General features: G+C 29.9%; 16 protein-coding genes and 1 tRNA gene. 14 read left to right on the top strand and 3 right to left on the bottom strand.

Features of this window, described 5'->3' with window-relative positions; translation table 11 throughout:
* Window positions 1–266: 266 nt before the first annotated feature.
* On the top strand, window positions 267–1205 hold the full coding sequence (gene mdh / locus FD728_RS02800; protein ID WP_159934620.1) for a malate dehydrogenase: 939 nt from the start codon (window positions 267–269) through the stop codon (window positions 1203–1205).
* Between the two features lie 23 nt (window positions 1206–1228).
* Here the strand turns inward: mdh and mscM are convergent, their stop codons facing one another.
* From mscM to rsgA, 3 genes are all read right to left on the bottom strand, one after another.
* A complete protein-coding gene (gene mscM, locus FD728_RS02805) occupies window positions 1229–4615 on the bottom strand; it encodes a miniconductance mechanosensitive channel MscM (RefSeq protein WP_159934836.1) in 3387 nt (1128 codons plus the stop codon).
* Between the two features lie 16 nt (window positions 4616–4631).
* Window positions 4632–5522: an archaetidylserine decarboxylase gene (asd, locus tag FD728_RS02810; RefSeq protein WP_159934622.1), complete on the bottom strand. Its 891-nt coding sequence runs from the start codon at window positions 5520–5522 to the stop codon at window positions 4632–4634.
* A gap of 116 nt (window positions 5523–5638) precedes the next feature.
* Window positions 5639–6556: a small ribosomal subunit biogenesis GTPase RsgA gene (rsgA, locus tag FD728_RS02815; RefSeq protein ID WP_159934624.1), complete on the bottom strand. Its 918-nt coding sequence runs from the start codon at window positions 6554–6556 to the stop codon at window positions 5639–5641.
* Window positions 6557–6773: 217 nt separating this feature from the next.
* Here rsgA and orn point away from each other — a divergent pair, with 217 nt between their 5' ends.
* The 13 genes from orn (at window position 6774) to rnr (ending at window position 22670) form a co-directional block, all read left to right on the top strand.
* The gene (gene orn / locus FD728_RS02820; protein WP_159934626.1) at window positions 6774–7325 is read left to right on the top strand and encodes an oligoribonuclease; all 552 of its coding nucleotides are present in this window, start codon (window positions 6774–6776) and stop codon (window positions 7323–7325) included.
* Between the two features lie 140 nt (window positions 7326–7465).
* A tRNA-Gly gene (locus FD728_RS02825) sits at window positions 7466–7541 on the top strand.
* Between the two features lie 818 nt (window positions 7542–8359).
* Window positions 8360–9877, top strand: a complete 1518-nt coding sequence (gene nnr / locus FD728_RS02830; protein WP_159934628.1) for a bifunctional ADP-dependent NAD(P)H-hydrate dehydratase/NAD(P)H-hydrate epimerase — start codon at window positions 8360–8362, stop codon at window positions 9875–9877.
* 10 nt (window positions 9878–9887) lie between these two features.
* A complete protein-coding gene (gene tsaE, locus FD728_RS02835) occupies window positions 9888–10367 on the top strand; it encodes a tRNA (adenosine(37)-N6)-threonylcarbamoyltransferase complex ATPase subunit type 1 TsaE (RefSeq protein WP_159934630.1) in 480 nt (159 codons plus the stop codon).
* A complete protein-coding gene (locus tag FD728_RS02840; protein ID WP_159934632.1) occupies window positions 10364–11734 on the top strand; it encodes an N-acetylmuramoyl-L-alanine amidase in 1371 nt (456 codons plus the stop codon). Before tsaE ends, FD728_RS02840 begins: the two co-directional genes overlap by 4 nt.
* Window positions 11735–11823: 89 nt before the next feature.
* The gene (gene mutL / locus FD728_RS02845) at window positions 11824–13593 is read left to right on the top strand and encodes a DNA mismatch repair endonuclease MutL (protein WP_159934838.1); all 1770 of its coding nucleotides are present in this window, start codon (window positions 11824–11826) and stop codon (window positions 13591–13593) included.
* Entirely contained in the window at window positions 13586–14536 is a 951-nt protein-coding gene (miaA, locus tag FD728_RS02850; RefSeq protein ID WP_370516248.1) for a tRNA (adenosine(37)-N6)-dimethylallyltransferase MiaA, read from the top strand. Before mutL ends, miaA begins: the two co-directional genes overlap by 8 nt.
* A 91-nt stretch (window positions 14537–14627) precedes the next feature.
* Entirely contained in the window at window positions 14628–14930 is a 303-nt protein-coding gene (gene hfq, locus FD728_RS02855) for an RNA chaperone Hfq (RefSeq protein ID WP_159934636.1), read from the top strand.
* Window positions 14931–15010: 80 nt separating this feature from the next.
* Window positions 15011–16291, top strand: coding sequence for a ribosome rescue GTPase HflX (gene hflX / locus FD728_RS02860; RefSeq protein WP_159934638.1), 1281 nt, complete (start codon window positions 15011–15013; stop codon window positions 16289–16291).
* A gap of 129 nt (window positions 16292–16420) precedes the next feature.
* Window positions 16421–17608, top strand: a complete 1188-nt coding sequence (hflK, locus tag FD728_RS02865) for an FtsH protease activity modulator HflK (protein WP_159934640.1) — start codon at window positions 16421–16423, stop codon at window positions 17606–17608.
* On the top strand, window positions 17608–18618 hold the full coding sequence (gene hflC, locus FD728_RS02870; RefSeq protein ID WP_159934642.1) for a protease modulator HflC: 1011 nt from the start codon (window positions 17608–17610) through the stop codon (window positions 18616–18618). The genes hflK and hflC overlap by 1 nt, the downstream gene beginning before the upstream one ends.
* Before the next feature lie 153 nt (window positions 18619–18771).
* Entirely contained in the window at window positions 18772–20067 is a 1296-nt protein-coding gene (locus FD728_RS02875; RefSeq protein WP_159934644.1) for an adenylosuccinate synthase, read from the top strand.
* 350 nt (window positions 20068–20417) lie between these two features.
* Window positions 20418–22670, top strand: coding sequence for a ribonuclease R (gene rnr, locus FD728_RS02880; protein WP_159934646.1), 2253 nt, complete (start codon window positions 20418–20420; stop codon window positions 22668–22670).
* The last annotated feature ends 20 nt before the right edge of the window (window positions 22671–22690 follow it).

Below are 22690 nucleotides of genomic sequence, written 5' to 3' on the forward strand. Positions count from 1 at the left end.
CATCAGTTAAATTAATAGTATTCTAATATAAAAAACTAAAATTTAGATTTATAAGTCTACATGTAGATTAGATAATAAATCATTATTTTTTTACTTATTATAAAGTAAAATATTTAATATCTAAAATATTTTTTAAAAAGGAATAAATATAACTGCTAATATATAGAATAATACAAATAAATCTCTTTTTAAAAGATTGATTAAATTAATAGCTTAATGTAAATTTAAAATAATGTCTAATTCCTAATATGCATAAGGAGTTAAGAATGAAAGTTACTGTTATTGGTGCAGCTGGTGGTATTGGACAAGCTCTTGCTTTATTACTTAAGATTCAATTACCTGTAGGTTCAATTCTTTCACTTTATGATATTGCACCGATTACTCCTGGAGTTATTATGGATCTAAGCCATATTCCAACAACAGTAAAAATAGAAAATTTTAGTAATAAAGATATAATATCTGCACTACAAAATTCTGATATAGTGATCATATCTGCCGGAATAGCACGTAAGCCTGGTATGGAGCGTTCTGATTTATTAGATGTTAATGGTAAAATTATTTTAAATTTAATTAAACACATTGCTTATACTGTTCCTAAAGCACTAATTGGGATTATAACTAATCCAATAAATACTACAGTAGTTATTGCAGCAGAAATGTTAAAAAAAATAGGAGTCTATGATAAAAGACGTTTATTTGGTATTTCAACACTTGATGTCATTCGTGCTAATACTTTTGTTGCAGAGTTAAAAAATAAGCAACCAAATGATATTAATGTGCCAGTTATTGGAGGACATTCAGGTATTACTATTTTACCTTTATTATCGCATGTAAAAAATATTAATTTTACTGAAAAAGAAATTATCAATTTGACTAAACGTATTCAAAATGCTGGAAATGAGATCGTAGCAGCTAAAGTAGGTAATGGATCAGCAACTTTATCAATGGCATATGCAGCAGCACGTTTTGTATTATCGCTCATTAATGGACTACAAGGAATACTTAACATAGTAGAATGTGCATATGTAGAAGGTGATGGTAAATATACCCGTTTCTTTTCACAGCCATTAATACTAGGGAAAAATGGTGTAGAGAAAATTGAGCCTCTTAAATTGTTAAGCATATTTGAAAGCCAACTTTTATACAGTATGTTAACAACTTTAAAAAAAGATATAATTCAAGGAGAAGAATTTATGTTAAAATAAAATATATGGATATACATTTTATTTTATAAACTACCAGATTTAAAAAACTGTCTAGTAGACTTATTATATTCATATTCATATTCATTAGATATTGTTTTATTAATTGTTTCCACACGCACTTGAAATGGTGGAAATGGTATTTCAATATTATTCTCTTCAAAACCTCTAAGAATTAATTGGTGTAATTCATGTCGCAATGGCATACGATGGCTCATTTCTGCTGCATGTACACGTAATTCAAACAATTGAATACCTTGTTGTAAATCGACAAGAAACACATCTGGTATAGGAGAAGTAAGTACATAAGTACAGCGCTCAGCTGCTTGTTTAAGAATTTCTGTTATTTTATCACTATTAACCCAAGATGGAGCTGGAACAGTAAGTACTACTCGTGTTACAGAATCAGATAACGACCAATTAACAAATTGTTCGGTAATAAATGCTTTATTAGGCACAATAATTTCTTTACGATCCCAGTCAGTAATAGTTGTAGCTCTTGTATTGATACGAGTAACACTACCAGTTAGATCTCGAATTGTTACAGTATCAGCAATGCGAATAGGCTTTTCAAATAAAATAATTAAACCAGAAATAAAGTTAGCAAAAATTTCTTGTAAACCAAATCCTAATCCTAAACCTAATGCTGCTACTAACCATTGTAGTTTTGACCAATCAATACCCAATATTGAAAAACCAATTAAACTACCTATAAGCATTAATATATATTTAGTTAAAGTAGTTATTGCATAACCTGTTCCAGGAGATAAATTAAGATGTTGTAATAATGCTAATTCTAAAAGAGCAGGCATATTGCGTACTAGTTGAGTTGTGATTATAAAAACTAAAATAGCAATAAGTACTGATCCAAGAGTAATTGGATGGATGCTTTCAACTCCTTGTACAATAGTACTAGCTCCCCATAATTCAATATTATCTAAAAAACTAAAAGCAGAATGAATTTCAGACCATAATACAATAAGAGAAACTAAGGCTATTAAAGTAATAATAGAACGAACTAAACGTAGAGACTGTGCACTAATTTCATCAAGATTTATAACTGGTTCATCAATTTCAATAATATCATTATTAATAGATATAGATTGTTCTTTTTCTTCTTCACTACGTGCACGATTGGCTAGTATATCAGCACGGCGTTGACGTGCACGATCAAAGGCAATTCGACGTCGTTGAATTAACATCCATCGCCTTATGATATGATATATTACAAGCAGAAAAAACCAAATACCAATAGAGGTTTCTAACCTTACTAGCAATGCTTGTGCTGTTGATAAATATCCAATACAGGAAGCTAATAATGCAAGTATTGGCATTATTATCATTATATTCCATAAAATTCGGTTAATTAAATCATCTTCTTTTTCTGATTCTTTACCTTCTTTCCATTTTTCTTTATCTCTTTTTTCTTCATAAAGATATAATGGAATACCGGCACGTTTTAAGCTGACAGTGACAATGCTAAGTGCTGTACAAATTAAAATAAAGCACAATCTACCAAGTGAAGCAGAAAATTGTAGATCTTTTAAATTAGTAAAAGCTATTAATAGCATTATTAAAGGTACAATTAATCCAACTGTGAGCAAATAATAACGCATAGCACGTATTACCCGTTTCTGAGGCCAGCGAAAATGTACTACAAATAAACCATCGTGACGAGCGAAAATAGCACTAATCATAAATGCCAACAGTAAAGGTAATGTTGCAGTAATGCCATCACCAATAGCTATGGCAACTGGGTAAGGCCAAGCATGCTGTAAACCGTATCCAAAGGCTGCCCAAAGAACTGGTAGTGGTAAAGCTACTAAAATTGACCAAAGTACAGTACGTAGTGTTAAGTTAAATTGATCTTGAGTAACTTTTCCGACACGGCTAGAGGCTCGTATCATAAATGCATTATAATGTCGTTTTGAACCTATACTTAATCCTACCAATAGAATAGCACTAATAATAGGTAACAATGTTTCTTTACTAGTAAACATCATAGTTAGGGCTTTTCCTAACTGATTTAAAGTATCTAAAGATAGAAAGCGTGTTAAATCTTGTGCAACTTGAATAGGATACCTTAGCCCTATTGGGTTGACGTCACCAATCCAAAATAAGTAACGATGCGTTGCGTCTTTTAATTCTCTGAATGAGTCTTGTAATTGTATATTACCTACTTTTAATTTTGTTATTTCTAAAATAAGTGTATCACAACTCGAAATCAGAGAATTTAATAGTGCATGCTGGATTTTTAATTGTGCATTTAATATACGCATTTGATAAGTAGTAAAATAAATTCCATTATCTTGTTTCTTTTTAAGTAGTATCTGCTGATGTTCTAATAATTCTTCATATTTTAAACGTTTTACACGTAGTTCTCCCATTTCTCTATCTATTTGCTGAAATTTTATGATTGTCGGTAAACGTGCAATTTGTGTACGTAATGCTTCTCCTAATAAATTAGACGCACCTATCCAACGAGATTGTTCATGTAATGAACTTAATACTTGACGTACTTGTAAGTTTTGATTAGTTATTAATTGCTGCTGTATTGCAATAAAATCCATACGTTTTGTTTGATTATTAAGATCATTAGATAACTCACGATTAATCTGAAATTGATTACTAATTACATTTGGTATTCCTATACTTTTTTCTATTAAATTTTCAGTACGCTTTAATGCTAATTTAGCTTCAAGTTGGCGCTGATTATTTAGATTATTACGTAATTTTTTTAAGTAATCATCTAATTGAATTATTTTTTTTTGATGTAATTCAGCACGCATATGTGCTAATTCTTGTTGGTTAATAGAGGATAATTGTGCTAGTTCTAGCTCATTTATACGAGCTTGATTAGCTGCATTTTCCGCTTGTTTCATATAAATTTGAACTTGAGACAAAGATGTACTGGTAAAAATTAATCCTTGTGTTCTATGTTCATTTTCTATCATAATACGCTTTGCCGTAGTTTGTTGTTGTGGCAGTTGTGATAGTTCATAACTAATTTCACGTGCAGTTTCTTGTTCCTGCAACACTTGACGGCTTTCTTCTAATAGTTGATTACTCGCTTGTAATATTTTTTGATCTAATTCAGCACTATTCATATTAGTATGTAATACTTTTTGCTCAGTCATCAAACTTAAGATTTTTTTCCGAATATCATGTACTAAAAGTGGGAAATTTTCTATGATTTGTTGATATTGCTTAATGTGTTCAAGAGATTTATTTCGTTCAAAAAGAAAATTTAGTGCTACTTCTAAAATTTGAGATTGTTCAGCTTTAACTGAAATATGGTTATTAAATTTTGTTATGTCTAATTTTTGTTGAAATTGATTAGCTATAGGAATATTAGCAGCAAAATCAAGAGAGCTGAGTATGCTACTCAGAAATATTAACAGAGAATAACGTATAGAAAATTTTTTAAAGTTATTCAAGCGTAATGTTATTAAGATTAGGTAAAACAGTTGCTAAAGGTTGCCCAACGCGTGTTTTACTTTCAGGTTTAAGATGCTCTAGTAATTTTATTTGATTTGGTGCAAATAAGTTAATTACTGTTGAACCCAATTTAAAGCGACCCATTTCTTGGCCTTTTAGTAATACTATAGCTCCGTTATGACCTGCAGATGGATATCGCCAACGTTTTACCATTCCTTCTCTAGGCGTCGTTATAGTACCAACCCAACTAGTTTCAATACTTCCTACAATTATAGCACCTACAAGAATCTGTATCATTGGACCATGATTAGTATCAAATACACAAATAACTCGTTCATTACGAGCAAAAAGGTTTGGTATTTTTCTTGTAGCCGAACGATTTACTGAATAAAGTTTCCCTGGTATATAAATCATCTCACGCAAGGTACTATTACAAGGCATATGGACACGATGATAGTCACGTAATGATAGGTAAATATTAACAAAATAACCGTTTAGAAAATAATTGGCAAGATTGTTGTTACCAGCTAATAAAGCTTGTAAACTATAATAGTGATTTTTTGCCTGAAACATTTGATTTCCTTCGATACGACCTAGCTGACTTATAATACCATCTACTGGCATTACTAGTAATGAAGTATCAAAATTAATTAAACGCATATTTTTTTTTAGGGGTCGAATGAAAAAATCATTAAAAGTACAATAACTAGATGAATTAGAATAAAGTGCTTCACTCATATCTACTTTATAAAACCAAATAAAAATATTTATCATCGTAGTTGTTAACCATCCTCCTTGAAAGTTAGCAATCCAACTTATCATTTTAGTTAATAATTTTTTAGGCATAATTTTAATTAAAATTACTTTTAAACTATCAAACACTGTATTTTCCTAGTTGGTTAATTGATAAAAATTAAGTACATATGGTTTTATTCTTTAATTTTAAGTTATTACTTGTTTTATAATAGGAATTAAATTTAATTAATAGCAATAGATTTTTATCTATCAATACTTTTATCCTTAATAATCTTATGATAATTATTAAAACGTGATATATTAATATTTTTATTTTTAACAGCTGTACGAATGGCACAACCTAAATCATCTTTATGGCTACAATCTCGAAATTTACAGTACCTAAGAAACTTACGAAATTCTATGAATGCCCATGTAATTTGTTTTAAATTTATATTCCCTAAGCTAAATTCACGTATGCCTGGTGAATCAATTACATCACCGCCATATGGAAAGTGATACAGTCGTGCTGTAGTAGTAGTATGTTTGCCAAGATTAGATATCTTAGAAAGATCATTAATCAATATTTTATTGTCATTTATACTTCGATCAAGTAATATTTTTAGTAAACTGGATTTTCCCACTCCAGATTGACCAGTAAAAATATTAACATGTCCTGCAAGTACATTTTTTAACTCTAACAAACCATCTTGAGAATAGCTTGATACTTTTAAGACTTGATATCCTATGTGACGATAAATATCCATTTGAATATCAATCAATTTAAATATTTTATCAGTAATTAAGTCTGTTTTATTTAATACCAGAAGTGCTTTAATACCAAGTATTTCACTAGCTATTAAATAACGATCAATAATATTCAGTGATAATTTTGGTAAGATAGAAAAAACGATAACTATTTGATTAATATTAGCAGCAATTGGTTTAATACTGCCATACGTATTAGTACGTTCTAATACATTCTTACGTTCAAGAACAGAATCTATAATGCCTTTATTACTTTTATTAGTAGCAGCACGCCATATAACATAGTCACCTGTTATTAAAGATGATATATTACGTCGTATATTACAACGATATACTATACCTAGGTTATCTTCTACATCTGCATGTATTCCAAATCGGCTGATTATAATGCCTTCTCTTGCTGCACTAAACATATTATTATCCATTCCATGATGATAAATTATTTATTTATGATTTTGTCATAGGTAGTTTTGATGATTAATAATACTAATATAATAACGTGATTAAAGTTGCGATAAATGTTATTTATGAACATATCTTCTGCATTAAAGTTTTAATATGATTTGCTTCATTGTTTAATAAAGTAGTTTATGATACATCTAAAAGAATTTTAATGACTAGGTAAATAAAATGATTACCACTATAAGCGAAAATAATTTAATTTGGATTGATCTAGAAATGACTGGATTAAATCCAGAATGTCATCACATTATTGAAATTGCCACATTAGTAACTGATCCTGACCTAAATATTCTTGCAGAAGGTCCAGTAATAGCTATACATCAATCAGATGTTCAATTAGCTATGATGGATGAATGGAATATTCTAACGCATACTAATAGTGGATTAATTGAACGTGTGAAAAATAGTAAATATGATCATAAAATTGCAGAACGAATAACTATTGATTTTTTAAAAAATTGGGTACCGGCAAACACTTCACCAATTTGTGGAAATAGTATTGGTCAAGATCGTCGTTTTTTACGTAAATATATGTCAGAGTTAGAAACTTATTTTCATTATCGTTACTTAGATGTCAGCACTTTAAAAGAATTAGCTCGTCGTTGGAAACCTCATATTCTTTCAGGATTTAAAAAAAATGGAAACCATCAAGCATTGAACGATATTCGAGAATCAGTAGCAGAATTATTATACTATCGTAAAAATTTATTAAATCTTTAATTTTATTAATTATTAAATAAGTTTGAAAAATGAATCTTTAATTTTATAGTGAAAAGTTTTTTAAAAAAATATTGCAGTATAAATAATTTTTTGTATAATATATATTTTATCTATTAAAAAATAAATAATATATATAATATGCGGGAATAGCTCAGTTGGTAGAGCATGACCTTGCCAAGGTCAGGGTCGCGAGTTCGAGTCTCGTTTCCCGCTCCATAATAAATAATTTATTAATATTTATCTTTATTAATTTTTAGTATTTCAATATTATTAAATAACTTCAAAGTAATTTATTTTTTTTAATAATTTTTATTATTTTAATTAGAGATAAATATTCGAGATCTTTATCTTCAATCAAATCTTTTTTTGAAAAGAAATATGTTTTTTATTTTATAGTATAAAAATAGAAAAATATTATAATTTTATATTTATTTAATAATTAAATAAAATAAAAGGGATAGCTTATTATTTTAATAATAATGCTATACGTGTTTTATTTAAAAATATTAAATTACTCTTCATTAGTTTCTCTTCATATTTATAAATAAATAATTATTTTAAGATAAATCAATAAAATGTTAATAACATTTATCATATAGCTAATAAAATCTATTTTTATTCTTTAATTATAATTTTTTTATTGTATTTAATTTTAAAAAAGTATGTTGTTGGGATAAATATGCTTTGTTTACTTTTATTAAAAAAATAATTTTTTAATAATTTATTATAATGACAAGCTAAACCGAGATGATTTTTTATAGTGTTAAATCTTAACTGTAATAAAGTTAATAGCATTGATAGTTAAAATTAATGAATATTAAATATGATTTATAAATCAATATAAATTGATTTAATAATTTAAAAATCAAAATCAGCAAAAAATAAAAAATATCCTTTTAATCTCTAATTTCAATATAAAAAAATATTTTTTTAATTCAGTATTCAAATCAAAGACAATAAAATCTAATGAAAACTAAATAATTCTTGATTTTCTTGAATTTATTGAATAATTTATTAAAGAAAAAGAGAGTATCATGATAACTAAGAAAAAAAGAATATATAAAAACATATTACCACATACTGTATGGCCTATACAGTTAATAAATAAGTTAGAGTATGAAGCAATTAATACTTTAGACATTACTTTATATGAATTGATGCAACGTGCTGGTAAAGCTAGTTATAAATTAGCATTAGAAATATGGCCTTTATCTCAACACTGGATGATCTTGTGCGGCCATGGTAATAATGGTGGTGATGGTTATGTAATTGCAAGATTAGCTTATCTATCTGGTATTAATGTAACTTTATTAGCACATGAACATTATATATTATCCAAAGAAGCTCAACAATCTCGTGATGCTTGGTTATCAGTAGGAGGGGTAATATATCCTACTGATATAACTTGGCCTAAAAATGTTGATCTTATAGTAGATGCACTATTCGGTATCGGTATTAATAGAGAAATTATTGAACCTTATAATAATCTTATTGAGATGATGAATTCTCATGTTGCTCCTGTTTTATCAATAGACATTCCTTCTGGATTGAGTGCCAATAACGGAATAACGTTGGGTTCAGCAACGGTTGTTGCAAATCATACGATTAGTATGATTGGATTAAAACCAGGACAACTTATTGGTGAAGCACGTGATTATGTAGGTTGTTTACATTATGATGATCTTGGTCTTTCTTCATTCCTTTTTAGTAAAAATCAAGAAGCCCCTATTATTCGTTATGATGTAAAAGATTTAAATAGTTGGTTTAAGCAATCTAAAAAAAGCTTACATAAATATAATAATGGTTGTTTATTAGTAATCGGTGGAGATATTGGTACTGGAGGTGCAATTAAAATGACTGCTGAAGCTGCTTTACGTAGTGGGGCAGGACTTGTACGCGTATTGACGCATAAAGATAATATTTGTTCTTTTATCAGTACTCGTCCAGAACTAATGGTAGATGTACTTAATGAAGAACTCTTACAGAAATCACTAGAGTGGGCAAATGTAATTGTTATTGGACCTGGCTTAGGTCAACGTGATTGGGGTAGGAATGCCTTAAAAATAATTTCAATTAGTAAAAAACCTATGCTTTGGGATGCAGATGCACTTAACTTATTAGCAATGAATCAAGATCATCGAAATAACCGTATTATTACTCCTCATCTAGGTGAAGCTGCTCGTTTATTAGGTATGAAAATTAGTGAAGTTAAAAGTAATCTTTTACAAATTGCACCACTTTTAGCTCAACGTTATGGTGGAGTAGTAGTATTAAAAGGAGCTGGTACTATAATAGCTGACTATACAGGTAAAATAGCTATTGCAGATGTAGGTAATGTAGGTATGGCATCTGGTGGTATGGGCGATGTATTGAGTGGGATTATTGCTGCTTTGCTATGTCAAAAATTAACATTAATAGATGCAGCTTGTGCAGGATGTGTTGCACATGGTGCAGCAGGTGATACAATTGCTGCTCAGCGTGGTACTCGTGGCATGTTAGCTACGGATTTATTTGAAGTATTATGGCAATTTGTTAATCCAGAAATAATGTAGAAAATAAAATATGAAGACTTATGTTATTCAATTATTTGATGAACGGGAAACCCTGCATTTAGGAATGCAATTAGCACAATGTTGTATAAGGAGTAAATTAATAATTTATCTTTATGGTGATTTAGGAGTTGGAAAAACTACATTTACTCGTGGATTTTTATATGGGTTAGGTTATAAAAATAAAATTAAAAGCCCAACTTATACATTAGTTGAATCATACGAAGTAGGATCACGCTTATTACACCATTTTGATTTTTATCGTATAAATAATCCAGAAGAATTAGAATTAATAGGAATTTGTGATTACTTCAGTAATAATGCTTTATGTATAGTAGAATGGCCGCAACAGGCAATAGGTATTATTCCTGAATCAGATCTTAAATTAAAATTAAATTATGTTGAAATCATACGTGAGGTTGAAATTAAAGCGACTTCTGATGAAGGTAAATATTTAGTACAAAAATTTCAACAGTATAGGAATAAGGTATGATTTCACAGATAAAAATATTTTCAATAATTGTGTTTTGCATATTTTCTACACCTATTCTATCAGCTACGCTTTTTGATATTCAAGTAAAAAATAGTACTAATATAGCGATCATTACCTTAAGATTTAAAGGTAAACCAGTATATAGTATCTTTCCATGTCACAATCATAATTGTTTTTTATTAAAGATGCGCCAAAGTGGGATATTTAAAGAATTACCTTTGAATTTTAGCGGGAAAAATATGCTAAAACGTATTAATAGTATTAAGTTAAAAAATAAACAACTTATACATTTATTATTTAAATTAACAAGAAAAGTAAATATACATACTAATATGATTCAATTTGATAAAGATCAATACCGTGTTGTAATTAGTATTCTTAATATGAACCATGTAAAAAAAACACCTATTTTTATGAAATTCAGTCATAATAATAAAAAAATTATCAATTCAAATGCTAATATTAATCATGAAGTAATAATTGTTGCTATTGATGCTGGGCATGGTGGTCAAGATCCAGGTGCTTTAGGTCAGCACGGTTTACATGAAAAAAATGTAACGATAGCTATTGCTAAAAAATTAAAAGCTTTGATGGATAAAGATAATATGTTTAAATCAGTATTAACTCGCAACAGCGATCATTTTATTTCAGTTATGAACAGATCTGAAGTGGCACGTAAAAAAAATGCAAATTTATTAATATCTCTTCATGCTGATGCCGCACCGAATCATGCAGTAACTGGTGCATCAATATGGTTACTATCAAAACGTCGTGCTAATAGTGAAATGGCGAATTGGCTCGAACAAAAAGAAAAACAATCAGAATTATTGGGTGGCACTGCTGATATATTAACACATAACCGTACTGATCCATATCTTAGTCAAGCTATGCTTGATTTACAGTTTATTTATTCTCAACGTATTGGTTATGAAGTAGCATTAAAAGTACTACAACAGCTAAACGGTATTGTGCGATTACATAAGCGATTACCGGAATATGCAAGTCTTGGTGTATTGCGTTCACCAGATATTCCTTCTTTACTTATTGAAACTGGTTTTATTAGTAATGTTAAGGAAGAACGCTTACTTGGTAGTAATACATATCAAAGGAAGATTGCTTTATCTATTTATAAAGGAATACGTAGCTATTTTTTAGCTCATCCGTTGAAATCAACTTTAAAGCAACAAAGAAATTTGATGGTAAATAAATTAATAAAAGGGAATGTAGCAAAACATTTTCAGCTATCAACTAACATAATTTCCCCCTATAATAAGACTATGCATTTTTATCCAAAAGTTCGTAGCGATTTACTTACTACAATTACAATGCGTTACGTTATGAATCCACAACTGTATCATATGAACTAAAATATTTTCTTGTTAAGGAGATATTTTAAAATTTTATATCTTTAATTTAACTTATTAGTATTTTTAATATACATTTAAGGAGTAGTGATATTCCTATAAGAATCTTACCTTTACAGCTAGCTAATCAAATTGCTGCAGGTGAAGTAATAGATCGTCCATCATCTGTTGTAAAAGAGCTTGTAGAAAATAGTTTAGATGCTGGTGCCACTCATATTGAGATAGATATTAAAAAAGGTGGTAGTAAGTTAATACATATTCGAGATAATGGTTGTGGTATACCTAAAGATGAATTATCTATAGCATTATCTCGTTATGCTACTAGTAAAATTGCATCTATTGATGATTTAGAAAATATTATGAGCTTTGGTTTTCGCGGCGAAGCTCTTTCTAGTATTAGCTCAGTTTCTCGTTTAATCCTCACTTCGAATACAGCATATCAAAATGAAGCTTGGCAAACTTATTCGGAAGGGCGAGATATGCAGGTAATAGTAAAACCAGCGGCACATCCGATAGGTACATCATTAGATGTACTTGATTTATTTTATAATACACCTGCACGACGTAGATTTTTATGCTCTGAAAAGACTGAATTTCAACATATAAAAGAAGTAATAAAACGTATTGCATTGACTTCTTTTAATGTTTCTCTTGTGCTGACACATAACGGTAAACTAATAAGTAAATATAATGCCGTTAATCATGATACAAAAATAGAAAGTAGACTTAGTTTAATCTGTGGTAAAAATTTTATTCAGAATGCATTACGTATTGATTGGCATCATAATGATTTGAGCTTAAATGGATGGATAGCTGATCCAAATTCTTGGAATAAGATTCCCAATATTCAATATTGCTATGTTAATAAACGTATAGTACGAAATAAGCTGTTTAAACATGCAATCCATCAAGCATATCAAATCCAAATTAGAGATAACAACCATCCACCATCATATGTATTATATTTAAACATCAATCCTCGTGATATTAATGTTAATGTCCATCCAGCTAAACATGAAATAAAATTTCACCAATCAAGGTTGGTACATGATTTTATTTTGCAAAGTATAATTAACGCTCTACAAACTAATTCACCTACAGATTATACATTCTATTTAAAATCAATACGTAACCTTCAAAGTGCAGGAGATAATCAATTTATACAACCGGTTATATTATCTATTAATGATAAAGAGAATTCTTTTTTACCTCTATCTATAGAAAAAAATAAAGAACTAAATAACGAACAGAATTCCTCAATCCTTAAAAAGGATATTAATCATAACATAAATCAAAAAAATCAATTACCAGTGGAAACTTTTGGTCGTGTATTGCATGTTTTTGATTCACGGTATGCACTATTAGAGAAAAAAGATTCTTTAAAGCTTTTATCGCTTTCTGTCGCAAATCGTTTTTTAAAATATACTCAAATTTTTCCAGGTAAAGGTCAATTAAAATCAAAACCTTTGATAATACCAATTCTATTAAAGATTACAGATCATAAAATTGAACTTATAAATATTCATTCTGCAATTTTAAATTTGATAGGAATTGACTTACAAGTAGAAAAACAACATTTAATTCTACGTGCAGTTCCCATACCGTTATTAAAACAAAATTTAAAAAAATTAATTGAAGAAATGTTAAATTATCTTGCTCATCAGCAAAATGTTTCTATAGCTTCTCTAACTGAATGGTTAGTAGATCAACAAGATGATGAAAAATCTTATTGGAATTATTCACAGGCTGTTATTTTATTAGCAGAATTAGAAAAAAATAGTCCACAACTATTACAGTTACCACCTTCAAATCTAATACAGAATATTGAAATTAAAAGTGTAATTAATGAATTACATAAGTAAATTAAATAAAAATAATCGACCAAAAGCAATTTTTTTAATGGGACCTACAGCTTCAGGAAAGACAGAAATTGCTATTTGGTTACGTCAAAGATTCCCTGTAGAACTTATTAGTGTAGATTCTGCTTTAATTTATCGTGGAATGGATATTGGTACAGCAAAGCCAAAAAAAGAACAATTAAAACTAGCACCACATCGCTTACTGGATATCCGTGATCCAGCAGAATCTTATTCTGCTGCAGAATTTCGCCGAGATGCTTTAATAGAAATGGCGGAAATTACTAAAAATGGTAATATACCATTACTTGTCGGCGGCACTATGCTTTACTTCAAGGTATTACTTGAAGGGTTATCTCCATTGCCTTCTACTAATCTTGAAATTCGTCGACAAATAAAGCAAATGATAGGAAAAAACTCCTATGAAACACTATATCGACAATTATGTAAAATAGATCCACTTGCCGCTAAACGTATTCATCCAAATGATCATTATAGAATCTTACGTGCATTGGAAATTTTTTTCATTTCAGGTCAAACTTTAACAGAATTAACAAAAATATCTGGTCAAACATTACCTTACGATGTGTATCAGTTTGCTATCGCCCCTAAAAGTCGTGAACTATTATACCAACGTATCCTTTTACGTTATAACCAAATGATAATATCAGGCTTTGAGAAAGAAGTTACTTCTTTATTTGCAAGAGATGATTTACATATAAATATGCCTGCTATACGTTGTGTAGGTTATCGTCAAATGTGGGATTATTTATCTAAAAACATCGATTACGAAGAAATGATTTATAAAGGTATTTGTGCTACTAAAAAGTTAGCCAAACATCAAATGGTGTGGTTACGTAAATGGTCAAATGTTCAATGGATTAATAGTGATGAGTTAAATTTAGCATGTAATACAATAGCTGAAGTATTTAGTAAGAATCAAAGATGATTGTGTACAATTAGTCCGTTATTATACATAAATTTTTATTGAATTTTTCAAATTACGGTCTTTAATAAACAAGTACATAAGGAAAAATAAAATGGCTAAGGGGCAATCATTACAAGACCCATTTTTAAATGCATTACGTCGTGAACGTGTACCAGTATCGATATATTTAGTTAATGGTATTAAACTACAGGGTCAAATTGAATCATTTGATCAATTTGTTATTCTTTTAAAAAATGCTGTTAATCAAATGGTATATAAGCATGCTATTTCTACAGTAGTTCCTTCTCGTCCAATATCGCACCATAATCATACAGGTATAATTAGTAATGATTATTATCATGGAGAAAATAATCAAATGCTTGAAGAACAGCAAAAAAAGAAAATGATAACTTAGAATAAATTCATAATACTATGGTTTTCATTTTTAAATCAAATATTTTTAGGATTATTTATTATAATATAGTGAGGTATAGTTTGTTTAACCGTTATGATGCTGGCGAGCGAGCCGTATTAGTACATATCTGGTTCTTCCAAGATAAAGAATTGGAAAATTTACAAGAGTTTAAAAATCTTGTTACTTCAGCTGGTATAGAAGTGCTGCAAGTTGTCATTGGTAAACGAAATATACCACATTCCAAATATTTTGTCGGTAAAGGAAAGGCATTAGAAATTGCTGAGATAATAAAAGTGAGTAAAGCATCGGTTATTTTATTCAACCATACCTTAACTCCTGTTCAAGAACGTAATCTTAAGCAATTGTATAAATGTAATGTTCTTGACCGTATTGGTTTAATTCTTAATATTTTTGCTCAGCGTGCACGTAGCTATGAAAGCAAATTACAAGTTGAGTTAGCACAGTTACGCTATCTTTCTACTAGATTAGTACACGGGTGGACACATCTTGAGCGTCAAAAAGGTGGTATAGGTTTACGTGGTCCAGGTGAAACTCAGTTGGAAACTGATCGTCGTTTGTTAGCTAATCGTATTAGGCTCATTCTTTCTCGTCTAAACCGAGTGGAAAAACAACGTACACAAAGTAGAAGAGTTCGTAATAAAGCAGATAAATTAACTATATCTTTGGTAGGATATACTAACGCTGGAAAATCTACTTTATTTAATATCATGACCTCTGCAAATGCATATACTGCAGATAAATTATTTGCAACATTAGATCCTACTTTACGCCGATTAAATAATGTAAATCTAAGAGAAGTGATACTAGCTGATACTGTTGGTTTTATTCGCCATTTACCGCATGATTTAATAGTAGCATTTAAAACTACGTTACAAGAAACACGTCAAGCAAAATTATTACTACACGTTATAGATGCTACTGATATATACATTAATGAAAAAATTAAAGTAGTTAATGATATCTTAATGGAAATTAAAGCAAATAATATTCCGGTATTACTAATTATGAATAAAATTGATGCATTAGACTCTTTTAAACCACGTATTGATTATGACAAAAATAATCAACCTATACGTGTTTGGCTTTCGGCTAAAAGCGGTCTAGGTCTTTCATTGTTATGGGAAGCGTTATCTAAGTATTTATTAGGGGAAATAGTTCAATATAATTTATGTCTTCCCCCAATGGCAAGCCGTTTACGTAGTCAGTTTTATCAATTAAAGGTAATTGAGAAAGAATGGAATGAAGATGATGGTAGTGTTATTTTACATATACGTATACCTATTAATCATTGGCGCTATCTATGCATACAGGAACCATCACTAACCAATTATATTATTTAACATTAAAAAAATTTACTATAACATACATAACATAACATAATATAACATAACAGCGTATATATTATCACATAAGATATACGCTATGTTATAAAACATATACATAAAAATAATAAATGGAGTCTAGATAACATGGCGTGGAATCAACCTGAAAATAACGGACAGGACCGCGATCCGTGGGGTAAGAGCCGTATTAATCCAGAAGGAAAGAATCAAAGAAAAAATAATCAACCATCTCATGATATTGATGATCTTTTTCGTGAAATAAGTAATAAAATAGGTGGGGTTGGTAGTAGTAAATTTTTGACCATGATAATTCTATTAATAACTATTTTATGGATATCTAGCGGTTTTTATACAATTAAAGAAGCAGAGCGTGGTGTTTTAACTTGTTTTGGTAAATTTACTCACCTTGTTCAGCCAGGTCTTAATTGGAAGCCTACTTTTATTGAACAAGTACAAGCAGTAAATGTAGAAGCTGTTCGTCAACTGGGAACATCAGGTATGATGTTGACCTCGGATGAGAATGTAGTACGTGTAGAAATGAACGTACAATATCGAGTCATTGATCCAAAGAAATATTTATATTCTGTAACTAATGCAGACGATAGCTTACGTCAAGCTACAGATAGTGCATTACGCGGAGTTATTGGAAGATCTACTATGGATCGTATTTTAACTGCAGGACGTACTGTAGTCCGTAGTGAAACTCAACGTGAAATTGAAAGAACAATTCGTCCATATGATATGGGTATTATTTTATTAGATGTAAACTTTCAAACAGCACGTCCACCAGAAGAAGTTAAAGCTGCTTTTGATGATGCAATTGCTGCACTTGAAAACCGTGAACAATATGTACGAGAAGCAGAAGCATATGCAAATGAGGTACAACCACGTGCTAATGGTCAAGCTCAGCGTATTCTTTCAGACGCACGTGCTTATAAAGAACGTACAATATTAGAAGCACAAGGCGAAATAACGCGTTTTTCCACTATGTTAATAGAATATAAAGCTAATCCAAAAATTATGAAAAAACGTCTTTATATTGAAAGTATGGAACGTATATTAAGTCATACCCATAAAATATTAATTAATGATAGTAGTAATCATTTAATGGTCCTCCCTCTTGATCAATTCAAGTACGACGAAGATAGTAAAAAATCTAAGGATATTAGTGATCTTAAAAAATCAAAAATAATATTTCCGTCATCTTCCCATCATGCAGACTCTAATAATATTTTAGTACAAAACTCAAATATTATGGATCAAAGACGGCTGAATGCTTTGCGGAAACCTAATATTAAAGGAGAGATTAGATAATGCGTAAATCAATAATTGTATTTACGATGATAATACCAGTATTTTTATTATTGTTTTCATTCTTTATTATACAAGAAGGTCAACGTGGTATCGTACTACGTTTTGGTAAAGTTGTGCGTGATGATGAAAATAGACCAAAAAATTTTATGCCTGGGCCACACTTTAGAATTCCATTTATTGAAAAAGTAAAATATCTAGATGCTAGAATTCAGACTATGGATAACCAGGCTGATCGGTTTTTAACAAAAGAAAAGAAGGATTTAATTATTGATTCTTATATAAAATGGCGTATTACTGACTTTAGTAGATACTATTTAACAACAAATGGAGGAGACATTTTTCAAGCTGAAGTATTATTAAAGCGTAAATTTAATGATAGACTACGTTCTGATATAGGACGTTTAGATGTTAAAGATATTGTCACTGATTCTCGAGGTCGTTTAACTATTGATGTCCGTAATGCACTTAATAGTGGTAGAACAAATGAACAAAATGATATAGAAGATACAAAAAAAGTTACTGACAAGATTATTACTAGCACAGATGTAGCCAAAATAAAACTTAGAACTAATACTAAAGAGTTATCAAATCAAAATAGTATGGCTGCACTAGGTATTCATGTAGTTGATGTCCGTATTAAACAAATTAATCTACCTATTGAAGTATCTGATGCTATTTATAACCGGATGAGAGCTGAACGTGAAACTGTAGCACGTAGTCAACGTTCTCAAGGGTTAGAAGAAGCAGAGAAAGTACGTGCTACAGCAGACTATCAGGCTACTCATACTTTAGCAGAAGCACAACGTATGGCTATTATTTACCGTGGTGAAGGTGATGCTGAAGCAGCAAGAATATTTACTAGATTCAACCAAGATCCAGATTTTTATTTTTTTATTCGTAGTCTACATGCATATGAAAATAGTTTTTCTTCTAATAATCAGGATATCTTAATATTAGATCCAAAAAACGATTTTTTCTATTATATGAAACCACCTTATTCCTTTAAATAAGGCATAAATTAAAAATTTATCTAATTTTTTAAAAAACTAAATATATAGTCTATCTTCTTCAATATTAAAATAAAATATATATTATAGTAAAAAATACTGAAAGTGGAAAAAACAGATGATAAAATCTATTTTTAAGCAATCGGTAATTTTAAAATGAGTAAGAACGTCGTCGTACTTGGCACCCAATGGGGTGACGAAGGTAAAGGTAAGATCGTAGACCTTCTAACAAGGCGTGCAAAATACGTTGTACGTTACCAAGGAGGTCACAATGCAGGTCATACACTTGTGATCAATGGCAAAAAAACTATTCTTCATTTAATTCCATCAGGTATTTTACATGAAGAAGTCATTAGCGTTATTGGTAATGGTGTTGTATTATCTCCAGAAGCTTTAATAAAAGAGATAAAATTTTTAGAAGATCGTGGTATACCAGCACGTAAACGTCTACTTATATCTGAAGCTTGTCCTTTAATTTTACAATATCACATAGCTATGGATTTAGCACGTGAAAAAATAAGTGCTGCTAAAGCTATTGGTACTACAGGACGAGGAATTGGTCCAGCTTATGAGGATAAAGTTGCACGTCGTAGTTTACGAGTAATTGATCTTTTTCATCAAAAAAATTTTGCAGATAAATTAAAAGAAATTATTGATTTTTATAATTTTCAATTAATTTATTATTATAAAGAAAATCCTGTGGATTATAAAAAAGTATTAAATAATGTAATGTTGCTGGCCGAAAGTTTAACTAGTATAGCAGTCGATGTATCTGAGTTATTGGATAGTGCTCGTAAACGTGGTGATTTAATTATGTTTGAAGGTGCACAAGGTACATTACTCGATATCGATCATGGTACTTATCCATATGTAACTTCCTCTAGTACTACGGCTGGTGGTGTAGCAACTGGAACTGGTTTCGGTCCACGTTATATTGATTATATACTTGGTGTGGTAAAAGCATATTCTACTCGTGTAGGTTCAGGACCATTTCCCACTGAATTATTTGATGAAATAGGTGAATTTCTTTGTTTACAAGGACATGAATTTGGTACAACTACTGGACGTCGTCGTCGTACTGGTTGGCTGGATGCAGTTGCTTTACGACGTGCAATTCAAATAAATTCAATATCAGGCTTTTGTATGACAAAGTTAGATGTATTAGATGGTCTCAAAGAAGTAAAAGTGTGTGTAGAGTACCGCATGTCAGATGGACGTAAAGTTAATTCATTACAATCAGTCAAAAGTGGAGAATATATTGAACCTATTTATGAAACATTACCAGGTTGGAATGAAAAAACCTTTGGGTTAAAAAATATTAAAGAACTACCACAAGCTGCACGTGATTATATCAAGCTCATAGAGGAAGTAACAAATATACCTATTGATATTATTTCTACTGGTCCAGATCGCAATGAGACTATGATTATACGTGATCCATTTAATTTATGATTTAATAAGCCGGATTAAGATTTTAATCCGGCTTATATTTTATCTTTAATTTAATTTAATTTAATTTAATTTTAATAAATATATTACTGCTTTAAACAATACAATAGATTATAAATCTATTCTAGATAATTAGCTATTTAGTAACTTCATCTAATAATTATTAATGTATTTAATTAATCAAATAAATCTTATTAATTAATATAAATAAACAAAAACTAATTCATCTTAAATAAAAACATTATACATTAATAAAAACACTATACATTGATTTATAATAGCAGACTATACATAATTTCATATTAAGATAAAAAACTAGTAACAATTAAATTAATGAGATTAAAGGAATCATTATGTTGAAAGATCCATTTAAGGAGAGAGAAGCTATAAAATATAAAAACCCTATTCCTAGCCGTGAATTTATTTTGACTGTATTAAAAAAACGCAAAAAACCAACTAGTCGTCATAAGATAGCACAAAAATTAAATATTTCAAATCAAGAGCAATTAGAAGCCTTGCGTCGGAGATTACGTGCTATGGAGCGAGATGGTCAATTGATATTTACTCGCCGACAATGTTATGCTTTACCAGAGAGGCTTGATTTGCTACGTGGTAAAGTTATAGCACATCGTGACGGTTATGGTTTTTTACGTGTTGAAGGTAAGAAACATGATTTTTACTTATCTCACGTACAGATGAAATTTTGTTTACATGGCGACATAATATTAGCTCAACCTGGTAATCTAGATAATAAAAATCGGTGTAATGCTAGAGTAGTACGTATATTAGAACCTCGTAATAGTCAAATTATTGGACGTTATTTAATTAATTCTGGTATTGGTTTTGTAGTACCTGATGATAACCGTTTAAATTTCGATATCATTATTCCTCAAGGAAATGAGCATAATGCTATTATAGGTTCAATCGTAGTGGTAGAAATTATTAAGCGTGCGATACGCCATACTAAAGCAATTGGTAAAATAACTGAGGTACTAGGTAATAACATGGGTACAGAACTTGCCATAAATATAGCCTTGCGTACTCATGAAATTCCATATAATTGGTCAGAAGAGGTATTAAAAGAAACTTTTAAATTTCAAAAAGAATATATACCTGAAGTTACTAAGAAAAATAGACGTGATCTTCGCGAGCTACCATTTGTTACTATTGATAATGAAGATGCATTTGACCTTGATGATGCAGTATATTGTGAGAAAAAAAGTAATGGATGTTGGCGATTGTTGGTTGCTATTGCTGATGTAAGCTATTATGTTCGTCCCGGGACTGAGTTAGATAAGGTAGCTTATCAACGTGGTACATCAGTATATTTTCCTTCACAAGTAATTCCAATGCTACCAGAAGTTTTATCTAATGGAGTTTGTTCACTTAATCAACATGTAGATAGATTATGTATGGTTTGCGAAATGACTGTTTCTATACACGGAAAATTGACTAGTTATAAGCATTACGAAGCTTTGATTAATTCTCATGCTCGTCTTACATATACAAAAGTGTGGAATATTTTAGAAGGTAATCAAAAATTATGTAAGCAGTATTCTACTTTAATAAAGCATCTTAACAATCTATACCAAGTATATAAAGTATTAGAAACAGCACGTAAAGAACGTGGAGGTATTTCTTTTGAAACTGAAGAAGTGAAATTTATTTTCAATACTAATCGTCGTATTGAACGTATTGAGCGTATTGTACCTAATTATGCATATAAAATTATAGAAGAATGTATGATATTAGCTAATATTGCTTCGGCTCATTTTGTTGAAAAAAATAAAGAACCTTCATTATTTCGTGATCATGATTATCCTAGTGATGATAGTATTAGTAGTTTTCGTAGCGTATTAAAAGAATTAGGTTTAAATCTTTCTGGTGGTGCAAAACCTAAGCCAATTGATTACGCTCATTTACTAAAGCAAACTATTAATCGCGATGATTCAGAAATGTTGAATACTATGTTATTGCGTTCAATGAAACAAGCTGTATATGATTTTAAAAATCGTGGTCATTTCGGTTTAGCATTAGCTTCTTATACACATTTTACATCACCGATTCGCCGCTATCCAGATTTATTATTACACCGTGCAATTAAGTATATTATAGCAAAAAAATCAGGTAACATTATTGTAAATAATAGTACATTTACAGGCGGTTATCACTATGATTTACAGCAGATGCTTCAATTTGGTAAGCATTGTTCTATGACTGAACGTCGTGCTGATGAAGCTACACGTAATGTCTCAGATTGGCTGAAATGTGATTTCATGCAAAATCAAGTTGGAAAGATATTTAATGGAATTATTTCGAGTGTTACTGGTTTTGGTTTTTTTGTGCGTTTAAATCATCTATGTATTGATGGCTTGGTACATGTTTCTGTACTAGATAACGATTATTATCATTTCGATTCAGTCGGACAACGTTTGATTGGTGAATCTGGAAGTTGTATTTATTGTCTTGGAGATGCAGTAGAAGTCCAAGTAGATAAAGTACATATAGAAGAACGTAAAATTGACTTTTCTTTAATTTCTAGTAATAGGCAACGTATATTTCGTCATAAATGTAAAATAAATAATAGAAGCATCTATAATTTTTAAAATTAAATAAACAAATAAAT

Origin of the sequence: Pantoea sp. Aalb (genome assembly GCF_009829985.1) — a bacterium.
Classification (GTDB): domain Bacteria; phylum Pseudomonadota; class Gammaproteobacteria; order Enterobacterales; family Enterobacteriaceae; genus SZZU01.

Bases quoted from the DNA above. Each gene is read 5' to 3' on its own strand.
- mdh (WP_159934620.1), top strand. From the start codon at position 267: ATGAAAGTTACTGTTATTGGTGCAGCTGGTGGTATTGGACAAGCTCTT.
- rsgA (WP_159934624.1), bottom strand. From the start codon at position 6,556: ATGTTTAGTGCAGCAAGAGAAGGCATTATAATCAGCCGATTTGGAATA.
- orn (WP_159934626.1), top strand. From the start codon at position 6,774: ATGATTACCACTATAAGCGAAAATAATTTAATTTGGATTGATCTAGAA.
- nnr (WP_159934628.1), top strand. From the start codon at position 8,360: ATGATAACTAAGAAAAAAAGAATATATAAAAACATATTACCACATACT.
- tsaE (WP_159934630.1), top strand. From the start codon at position 9,888: ATGAAGACTTATGTTATTCAATTATTTGATGAACGGGAAACCCTGCAT.
- FD728_RS02840 (WP_159934632.1), top strand. From the start codon at position 10,364: ATGATTTCACAGATAAAAATATTTTCAATAATTGTGTTTTGCATATTT.
- hfq (WP_159934636.1), top strand. From the start codon at position 14,628: ATGGCTAAGGGGCAATCATTACAAGACCCATTTTTAAATGCATTACGT.
- hflK (WP_159934640.1), top strand. From the start codon at position 16,421: ATGGCGTGGAATCAACCTGAAAATAACGGACAGGACCGCGATCCGTGG.
- hflC (WP_159934642.1), top strand. From the start codon at position 17,608: ATGCGTAAATCAATAATTGTATTTACGATGATAATACCAGTATTTTTA.
- FD728_RS02875 (WP_159934644.1), top strand. From the start codon at position 18,772: ATGAGTAAGAACGTCGTCGTACTTGGCACCCAATGGGGTGACGAAGGT.
- rnr (WP_159934646.1), top strand. From the start codon at position 20,418: ATGTTGAAAGATCCATTTAAGGAGAGAGAAGCTATAAAATATAAAAAC.